The sequence below is a fragment of the Nocardioides sp. CPCC 206348 genome, from assembly GCF_048654705.1.
GTDB lineage: Bacteria > Actinomycetota > Actinomycetes > Propionibacteriales > Nocardioidaceae > Nocardioides.
In genome coordinates, this window is sequence record NZ_JBMCZA010000099.1 from 7,344 (window position 1) to 15,723 (window position 8,380).

Annotated in this window: 10 protein-coding genes; 5 read left to right on the plus strand and 5 right to left on the minus strand. The window is 71.0% G+C overall.

Annotation, left to right across the window (positions count from 1 at the left end):
* Window positions 1–936 (minus strand): methyltransferase domain-containing protein (locus ACOADB_RS05020; protein WP_378596844.1); only part of this gene is annotated, 936 nt, incomplete at its 3' end.
* Between the two features lie 77 nt (window positions 937–1,013).
* Between ACOADB_RS05020 and ACOADB_RS05025 the strand changes: the two genes are divergently transcribed.
* The 3 genes from ACOADB_RS05025 to ACOADB_RS05035 are packed head-to-tail and all read left to right on the plus strand — an operon-like array spanning window position 1,014 to window position 2,392.
* Window positions 1,014–1,238, plus strand: coding sequence for a type II toxin-antitoxin system Phd/YefM family antitoxin (locus tag ACOADB_RS05025; protein ID WP_378596845.1), 225 nt, complete (start codon window positions 1,014–1,016; stop codon window positions 1,236–1,238).
* Window positions 1,235–1,624, plus strand: a complete 390-nt coding sequence (locus ACOADB_RS05030; RefSeq protein WP_378596846.1) for a type II toxin-antitoxin system VapC family toxin — start codon at window positions 1,235–1,237, stop codon at window positions 1,622–1,624. The genes ACOADB_RS05025 and ACOADB_RS05030 overlap by 4 nt, the downstream gene beginning before the upstream one ends.
* Before the next feature lie 27 nt (window positions 1,625–1,651).
* The gene (locus tag ACOADB_RS05035; RefSeq protein ID WP_378596847.1) at window positions 1,652–2,392 is read left to right on the plus strand and encodes a hypothetical protein; all 741 of its coding nucleotides are present in this window, start codon (window positions 1,652–1,654) and stop codon (window positions 2,390–2,392) included.
* Here ACOADB_RS05035 and ACOADB_RS05040 read toward each other — a convergent pair.
* Entirely contained in the window at window positions 2,389–3,810 is a 1,422-nt protein-coding gene (locus ACOADB_RS05040; RefSeq protein ID WP_378596848.1) for a PLP-dependent aminotransferase family protein, read from the minus strand. The two genes, ACOADB_RS05035 and ACOADB_RS05040, sit on opposite strands and share 4 nt — an antisense overlap.
* Here ACOADB_RS05040 and ACOADB_RS05045 point away from each other — a divergent pair.
* Window positions 3,809–4,741 (plus strand): DMT family transporter, encoded by a 933-nt coding sequence (locus ACOADB_RS05045; protein WP_378596849.1) that lies wholly within the window; start codon window positions 3,809–3,811, stop codon window positions 4,739–4,741. The two genes, ACOADB_RS05040 and ACOADB_RS05045, sit on opposite strands and share 2 nt — an antisense overlap.
* Here ACOADB_RS05045 and ACOADB_RS05050 read toward each other — a convergent pair.
* Both ACOADB_RS05050 and ACOADB_RS05055 read right to left on the minus strand, forming a co-directional pair.
* On the minus strand, window positions 4,701–6,197 hold the full coding sequence (locus tag ACOADB_RS05050; protein ID WP_378596850.1) for an aldehyde dehydrogenase family protein: 1,497 nt from the start codon (window positions 6,195–6,197) through the stop codon (window positions 4,701–4,703). The genes ACOADB_RS05045 and ACOADB_RS05050 overlap by 41 nt on opposite strands.
* Before the next feature lie 90 nt (window positions 6,198–6,287).
* The gene (locus ACOADB_RS05055) at window positions 6,288–7,040 is read right to left on the minus strand and encodes a matrixin family metalloprotease (RefSeq protein WP_378596851.1); all 753 of its coding nucleotides are present in this window, start codon (window positions 7,038–7,040) and stop codon (window positions 6,288–6,290) included.
* Between the two features lie 78 nt (window positions 7,041–7,118).
* Here ACOADB_RS05055 and ACOADB_RS05060 point away from each other — a divergent pair, with 78 nt between their 5' ends.
* A complete protein-coding gene (locus ACOADB_RS05060; RefSeq protein ID WP_378596852.1) occupies window positions 7,119–7,538 on the plus strand; it encodes a nitroreductase/quinone reductase family protein in 420 nt (139 codons plus the stop codon).
* Window positions 7,539–7,545: 7 nt separating this feature from the next.
* Here ACOADB_RS05060 and ACOADB_RS05065 read toward each other — a convergent pair whose 3' ends face one another.
* Entirely contained in the window at window positions 7,546–8,316 is a 771-nt protein-coding gene (locus ACOADB_RS05065; protein WP_378596853.1) for an enoyl-CoA hydratase-related protein, read from the minus strand.
* Window positions 8,317–8,380: the final 64 nt, after the last annotated feature.

The window sequence follows — 8,380 nt, forward strand, 5'->3', positions numbered from 1 at the left end:
GAGCAGGGCGGCGTGGTCAGGTGCCGTGGCGTCGCCCACCTCGAAGTGCACGGTGCCGGGCAGTGCCGCTTCGTCGCGTGAGCGCTCGGCGCTGGCGATCGCGTCCGCGCTGATCTCGATGCCGGTGACGTCCCGCCCGTCGGCCGCGAGATGCAGCGCGAAGCCGCCGACACCGCAGTACAGGTCGACGACGCGCGTCGGGGCGAGCGATGCCACCCATGACCGGGCCTGCCGGTAGAGCGCCGACGCGACGTCGGTGTTGGTCTGGAAGAAGCTCCGCGGCCGCAGGTGCAGCGTCACGTCGTTGAGGCGCATGGGCAGGGTGTCGGCGTCGGTCAGCACGATCTCGCGCTCGCCCTCGAGGACGGCGCGGTGGTCGGGCTGGACGTTGAGCGTCGCCACCCTCAGGTGTGGCAGCTGCTCCCGCAGCCAGGGAAGGTGCTTGCGGATGCGTGACTCGGTGCTGGTGGAGCGCACCACGAAGCGGACCATCAGGTCGCCGTCGGGCGACTCGGTCACCAGCAGGTGCTTGAGCTCTCCTCGCTGCGCGACGGGCAGGTCGGAGGACACGTCGTAGGGCTCCAGCCCGGCGCGCGTCACGAACGCGGCGAGGTGCGGCAGTGCTGCGACGATCCCGGGCGCGTGCAGCGCGCAGTCGCGCAGGTCGACCCCGGTCCCGGTCGGGTCGAGGATGCCGAGCGTCGGCGCCCCCGCGGTGCCGGCGACGACCATCTTGGCCTTGTTGCGGAAGCCGTCCGGGCGGCTGGCCACGGGCGGGTCCCAGACGAGTCCGGTGGTGACGGCCGAGGCACCGAGCAGCGTCCGGACTGCGTGGTCCTTCGCGGCCAGCTGGTCGTCGTACCCACGACCGAGCCAGGTGCACGAACGGCACTCCCCCGCCGTGAAATGTGCACAGTCGAGCACGGCGAGACCCATGGCGTCATCGTAGGCGCGACGCCGGCGTCTCCATGTTCGCCGCCTCGCCACCGGACTTAGTCCGGTACCCTTAGTCCATGGCCACGATCAACGTCCACGAAGCGAAGACGAACCTGTCCAAGCTCCTCGCGCGCGTCGAGGCGGGCGAGGAGATCATCATCGCCCGGAGTGGGCGGCCTGTTGCCCGCCTCGAGCCCTTCACCCGGCCCGAGGTCACCCTCGGCTTCCTGGACCTGCCAGCGATTCCGGACGAGTTCTTCGCCCCGCTCGACGACGACGAACTGGCGGAGCTGGGTCTGTGACCCTGCTCCTCGACACCCACGCCTTCTTCTGGTCCGTGCGCCGGGGCACCTCGGTGCCGCGGGCGGTGGCCCAGGCACTGAACAACGCGCCCCGACGGCTCGTCTCGGACGTGTCCGCCTTTGAAGTTGCGTTGAAGGTGCGGCTCGGAAAGTTCCCCGATGCGGCCGCACTGCGCGACCAGTGGAAGCAGGCGCTGGCGGCACTACCCGCACTCCCCCTTCCCGTCACCACGGACCACGCGCTGCTCGCGGGGTCACTCGACTGGGAACACCGCGATCCCTTCGATCGCCTGCTGGCGGCTCAGGCCGTGACCGAGAACCTCACCCTGGTCACGACCGACAAGGCATTCGCGTCGGTCCCGGGACTGTCGATCCTGCGTTGGTGAACAGGCGACACCTCTAGGCTGCGGCGCGTGGGCTACTCGTACGAGAAGGTGCAGGCGGAACCGGTGCTGGACACCGTGCGCCGCCTGGAGCAGCGCATCGATGCCCGCTTCCACGGGCGCGGGCTGCACGGACTGGCCGGGGAGCTCGCCACCCTCGTCGCCGACGTCCGTACGTCGACCCGGAACGTGCGGGGCCGCCGGTCCTGGCTCCGCCCACTGTCGCGCTTCGGGATCCTCGCCGTCATCGTCGTCGCACTCACCGTCATGGTGCTGGCCGTGCGCTCGGCAGCCATGGACGCGCCCGACTCCGGACTCGAGTGGCTCCCGGTCCTCGAGAGCGCCGTCAACGACATGGTGTTCGCGGCGTTCGCGATCTGGTTCCTCTACTCCGTGCCCGAACGCCTCCAGCGCGAGAGCCTGCTCGAGCTGCTGCACCGGCTCCGTTCCCTCGCGCACATCGTCGACATGCACCAGCTGACCAAGGACCCCGAGCGACTGCGGGCGTCGTTTCGCAGCACCGAGGCCAGCGTCGAGATGGACCTGACACCCGAACAGCTCGAGCACTACCTGGACTACTGCTCGGAGCTGCTCAGCCTGATCGGCAAGGCGGCGGCCCTGTGCGCGGAGGAGTCGCGCGACCCGGTCGTGCTGGACACGGTCAGCACCATCGAGACCCTCACGGTGTCCCTGGAGCGCAAGATCTGGCAGAAGATCGCAGTGTTGAACGCTGATCGACCCCACGGCCGTCCCGACGGCCGGCACGGCTAGGCCGACGCGCTCCCCTGCGCAGCGAGCATCCGCGCGATCGTCCTGACGGCGTCCGGATAGCCCGCCGGGTCCGGACCGATGAAGGTGAGCCGGACGTGCGGGCCGGACGGCTCGGCCGGGAACCACTCCTCGCCCGACGAGATCCACACCCCCTCGTTGGCGCAGTCGCGGACCAGGCGGTCGACGTCGGTGCCGTCGGGCAGCCGGCACCACAGGTGCAGCCCGCCCGGCGGCACCAGGTCGAGGCGCAGGTCCGGAGCGTGGGTGCGCAGGCTGTCGACCAGGAGGTCGCGCCGGTCGCGCAGCTGCTGGCGCAGGCGCCGCAGGTGGGTGCGCCAGCCCGGGTCCGAGACGATCTCGAGGGCAGCCTGCTGCAGCAGCCCGCTGACGTACATCGACTCCGCGGCACGGTCGGCGAGGATCCGGTCCCGCGCGGGACCCCGGGCGATGACGGCTGCCACCCGGATCGTCGGCGAGACGCTCTTGGTCAGCGACCGGATGTAGACGACATGGCCGCCGTCGTCGAGCGCGGCGACCGGCCGCGGGTCGGTGTCGATGCCGAAGTCGTGGGCCCAGTCGTCGTCGACGAGGAAGGCCCCGTGCGAGCGAACGACCTCGAGGATCTCCTCGGCCCGGCCGACGCTCCACTGCGCACCGGTCGGGTTGGCATAGGTGGGCTGCGCGTAGAAGGCGCGCGCCCCGGTCTCGCGGAAGGTCCGGTCCAGCTCGTCGGGGTCCGGACCGCTGCCGTCACTGGGCACCGGCACCGGTTCGACCCCGGCCTGGTGGGCCGCCTGGATGGCGCCCCAGTACGTCGGTGACTCGATGAGCAGGGCCTGCCCCGGCGCGACGAGGGAACGGAAGATCGAGGACAGCGCACTCTGGCTGCCCGGCGCGATGACCACGTCGTTGGCCGTCACCGGTGCGAGGTCCTGCCGGGTCGCATCCGCGAGCTCCGCGGCGAACCACGCGCGCAGCTCCTGGAGTCCGGCGGCCGGGGGGCGGGACGTCGCGGCGGCACCACGGGACGCACGAACGAGCGCCGAGCGGACCAGGCGTTCGGGGAGCAGGTCCGGGCCGGGGTAGCCCGCGTGCAGCGCCTGCGCGTCAGGCGGCGCGGTCTGCAGCGGGCCCGCGACACGCGGGATCACCGACCGCGGCGTACGCAGGGCGGCGGTCTGCCAGCCGAAGTCCGGACCCCGGCTCGGACGCACCGTGCGGACGAACGTGCCGACGCCGGGACGCGTCTCGAGCAGCCCCTCGGCACCCAGCCGGCGCAGTGCCTTCTGGACGGTGACCGGGCTGGCGGCGTACTCGGCAACGAGCTGGCGGGTCGAGGGCAGCCGGGCTCCGGCGGGCGCGTCCCTGATCCAGGCGCGAATGCCCGTCACCATGCGCGAGGTGCTATCGTCATTCATGTCAGTACAGAGTAGCGCTATCGTTCCGCAGCGCAAGGTGCTATCGGCGACACCCGCCGGCCTCGGCTGGGGCTTCCTGGGTGTCCTCGCCTTCTCGTTCACGCTTCCGCTCACCCGGATCGCACTCGACGGCCTGTCGCCGCTGTTCATCGGCTCGGGCCGCGCCGTGGTCGCCGCCGTCCTGGCCGCCACCGTCCTCACCGTGACCCGGCAGGCACTCCCCCGCGGCCGCCAGTGGCTGCAGCTGCTCGTCGTCGCAGGCGGTGTCGTGGCGGGGTTCCCACTGCTGACGTCGTATGCCTTGACCGAGGTGCCCGCATCACACGGTGCCGTGGTGATCGCCCTGCTGCCGGCGGCCACCGCGGTGATGGCCGTGCTGCGGACCGGCGAGCGCCCGGTTCGGGCCTTCTGGATCTTCTCGGCCTGTGGGGCGGCGGCCGCGATCGCGTTCGCGGTGGCACAGGGTGGCGGGGTCAGCCACCTCCAGCGCGCCGACGTACTGCTGTTCGTCGCGGTCCTCCTGTGCGCCGCGGGGTACGCCGAAGGCGCCCTGCTCACCAAAGAGCTCGGCCCGTGGCAGACCATCTCGTGGGCGCTCGTGGTGGCGCTCCCCGCGATGGCCGTGCTGGCCGCGGTCAGCGTCGCGCAGCAACCGCCGACCGGATCGATCGGCGTCTGGGCGTGCTTCGCCTACCTCGCGGTCATCAGCATGTACCTCGGCTTCTTCGCCTGGTACCACGGCCTCGCCCTCGGCCCGATGGCCCAGGTCAGCCAGGTCCAGCTGATCCAGCCGGTGCTGAGCATCGCCTGGGCCGCACTCCTGCTCGCCGAGCAGATCACCTGGTTCACCTTCGCCGGTGGCCTGGCGGTGATCCTGTTCGCGCGGGGCGCTACTTCTTCCCGCGCCCGTAGAGCTTCTGCACGATCGTGACGAGCTGCTTCTCCGCCTTGTCCGTACGACGGAAGGACGTGAGCTCGATCGCCGGCCGGAACCGCTGGCGCGCGATGGCGTGCGGGTAGGTGAACTCACGCAGGCCGTCGGCGCCGTGGATGCGTCCGAAGCCGGACTGACCGACGCCCCCGAACGGCAGCGTCGGGATGCCGGCGAACGAGATCACGCTGTTGATGGCGGTCATGCCGGCGCGCAGCTGCTCGGCGATCTCCATGCCCTTGTCCTTGGAGAACACCGTCGAACCGAGGGCGAACGACGTGCCGTTGGCCAGCCTGATCGCCTCGTCCATGTTCTGGACCTTGGTGACCGTGACCGTCGGGCCGAAGGTCTCCTCCTGGACGGCGGAGGAGTCCTCGGGGACGTCGACGAGCACGGTGGGCTGCACGTAGCGGGCACCCTCGGGCACCGGTCCACCGACGACCGCCCGGCCACCGCGCGCGAGAGCGTCGTCGATGTGGCGGCGGATGATCTCGACCTGGGACGGCATGGTGATCGGGCCGAGCTGGCCGCCCGGCTCCGCCTTGACGTCCTTGGCCGCGGTGACCAGCTGGTTGAGGAAGTCGCCGTAGACCTGTTCGTGGACGTAGACCCGCTCGACACCGGCGCAGGTCTGGCCCGCGTTGCCGCACGCGCCCCACAGGGCGGAGTCGACGGCCTCGGCGATGTTGGCGTCGGAGTCGACGATCATGGCGTCCTTGCCGCCGGCCTCGATGACGACGGGCGTCAGACTGGCTGCAGCCGCCGCCATGACCCGCTTGCCGGTCGCGGTCGACCCGGTGAAGGCCACCTTGTCGACACCGGACGTCGTCAGAGCGGCGCCGGTCTCGCCGTACCCGGTCACGACCTGGAACACGCCGAGACCGACGGCCTCCTTGAAGGTCGCGGCCAGCCATTCGCCGATGCCGGGGGTGAACTCGGACGGCTTGAAGACCACGCCGTTGCCCGCGGCGAGCGCGTAGGCGATGGAGCCCATCGGGGTGAAGACGGGGTAGTTCCACGGGCCGATCACACCGATGACGCCGAGCGGTCGGTACTCGATCGTGGCGGCCTGGTTGACCATCAGCAGGCCCGGCGACACCATCCGGCGCTTGAGCACCTTCTCGGCGTGGCTGCCGGCCCAGGCGAGGTGGTCGATCGCGAGCGACGCCTCGAGCAGGGCGTCACCGTGGGGCTTGCCGTTCTCGCGGGACATCAGGGACGCGAGCTCGTCGAGGCGGCGCGCGATCACCTTGCGCCACGCGGCGAGGGCCTTCTTGCGCCCGTCGAACCCCAGCGCGCGCCACCGCTCCGCTTCCTTGCGCACGCTCTCCACGGTTGCCTGCACGTGCGCAGCATCGTGGATGGGATGCGTCCCGACGACCTCACCGTTGGCGGGGTTGAGCGACGTGAAGGTCGCAGCGGCGGTCTCTGCGGGTGCGGTTTCGATGCTGGTCACCCATCGAATCTACTGCCGTTCCGGAAGCGACGGAACGGCCACCGGAACAAAAGCGCGGGCACCAGGTGTGCTGCGGCCACAACGCCGGCGTCAGGCGCAGCGACCCCGTCCCAGGCGGACCAGTCCGTTCAGGTCGCCCCGACCGAAGTCGCGCTGCCCGACGTTGTCCTCGAACATCAGCTCGGCCGGGGAGTCGACGTGGTCCAGGCCGACGAGGTGGCCGAGCTCGTGCAACAGGATCGCCCGCTGGTAGGCCTCGCCGTCGCGCTCGTCCTCGAGGTCGGCGAACGCATTGCTGTCGAGCGTGACGCCGCCCGTGATGTAGCGCAGGCGTCCGTCGGCACCCTCGCGGGCAGCAGCCCCGCCGAGGCCGGCCACGTTGCCCTTGAGCTCGTCGACCTCGGACCCGGTCGCCCACGAGATGAGGACCGGTTGGCGCCTGCCACCGAGGGGCACGAAGGCGCCTCCCCACTTCGGACGGCGATCCGTACGGCCGTCGTACACGAAACGCAGGCCGGTGACACCTGAGACCTCGGCGACCGCGGCCTCCACGAAGGCCACCGTGTCGCCGGCACCGTCCGGGGCGCCGTCGGGGTTGATCTCGTAGTGGATCTCCTTGCACGGATCCCACGCGACCGGATCGTCGGCCTGCCCGCGCTGGTGCTCCAGGAAGGCGTACACCCCGCCCTCCGGGACGTCGGCCGGCGTCCCGAGCGGGTCGTCACCGATCCCGATCAGCCGGCGGAACGCGCTGTTCTCGCTCCCGGGCGCGAACAGGACGATGCCGACGAAGATCAAGGCGCTGAGCAGCAGCACCAGGCCTGATCGCCACCGCTCACGCATGCGTCCAGCCTGACACCCGACTCCCAGCCGTGTGCGAAGTGCGGGGGATTGTTCATCGAGGTGCACGAAGATGCGGAGGTGCTGAAGTACAGGGCTGTGAACTTCGTCCAGAAGCGGATGGCGAATCCACTCGTCCGCTGGGTCCTCATGCGTGGTTGGCGCATGCCGGGATACGCACTCCTCGAGACGACCGGCCGCACCTCGGGCCGAGCTCGCAGGGTTCCAGTCGGTGACGGTCAGGTCGACGACGTGTTCTGGATCGTTGCGGAGCACGGTCGCCGGGCCGCGTACGTGCGCAACATCGAGGCCAACCCGCGAGTGCGGGTGAAGGTCCGGGGCCACTGGCGCGAGGGCATGGCCACCGTCCTTGGCGACGACGACCCTCGGGCCCGCCAGCGCTGGCTCGGGCACGCGCGGCCGTCCACCAGGCTCAACTCGATCGCCGTACGAACCCTCGGGACCGACCTGCTGACCGTCCGGATCGACCTCGACGAGTAGGCCTCGTTCAGCGGCCGGTCCAGCGCGGCTCGCGCCGCTCGAAGAACGCGGCCACGCCCTCGGCCACGTCGGCCGAGGCGATCAGCCGGGCCAGCGCGGCATGGCTGGCCTCCCAGACCGCCGCCTCATCGCCGTGGATCTCGGCGCGCGCAAGGGCCAGGGCCTCACGGGCGGCCAGCGGTGCGTTGCCACAGATCGTGGCGGCCAGCCCGAGCGCGATGTCGAACGCAAGACCCGGCTCGACGAGCCGGTTGACGAACCCCAGCCGCTCGGCGCGCTCCGCCTCGAGGGACTCCCCGGTGAGCAGCAGCTCGAGGGCCACGTTGGGCGGCAGCAGCCGAGGCGCCCGGAAGACCCCGCCGAAGTCGGCGAGCAGGCCACGCTTCACCTCGGGAAAGCCGAACGTCGCCGTACGGGAGGCCACGACGAGGTCGCAGCTCAGCACCAGCTCGAACCCGCCACCGAGGGCGTACCCCTCGACGGCAGCGATCAGCGGCTTGGTGCGCGCCCGCGAGGTGAGCCCGGCGTAGCCACCGCGCTCGGTCGGCTCCCCCGGCCCCTCCGCCAGGTCGGCTCCGGCACAGAAGACCGCCGGTCCACCGGTGAGGACGCCGCACCACAGGTCGTCGTCGTCCTCGAGCAGGTTGAGCGCGTCGTCGAGGCCCTGGGTCAGCTCGGCGTTGATCGCATTGCGCTTGCCCGGCCGGTTGAGGCCGATCACCAGGGTCCGCTCCACGCGGAGCGTCTGGACGGCAGCGGTGTTGTCCGGCTCGGTCACCTCGTCAACCTAGAGGACTCCGTCAGCCGGACGGCCTGATCCCCAGCATCGGTACGAGGAAACG

Excerpts from the sequence above, each read along its gene's own strand:
- ACOADB_RS05025 (WP_378596845.1), top strand. The coding sequence starts at position 1,014 with ATGGCCACGATCAACGTCCACGAAGCGAAGACGAACCTGTCCAAGCTC.
- ACOADB_RS05045 (WP_378596849.1), top strand. The coding sequence starts at position 3,809 with ATGTCAGTACAGAGTAGCGCTATCGTTCCGCAGCGCAAGGTGCTATCG.
- ACOADB_RS05040 (WP_378596848.1), bottom strand. The coding sequence starts at position 3,810 with ATGAATGACGATAGCACCTCGCGCATGGTGACGGGCATTCGCGCCTGG.
- ACOADB_RS05055 (WP_378596851.1), bottom strand. The coding sequence starts at position 7,040 with ATGCGTGAGCGGTGGCGATCAGGCCTGGTGCTGCTGCTCAGCGCCTTG.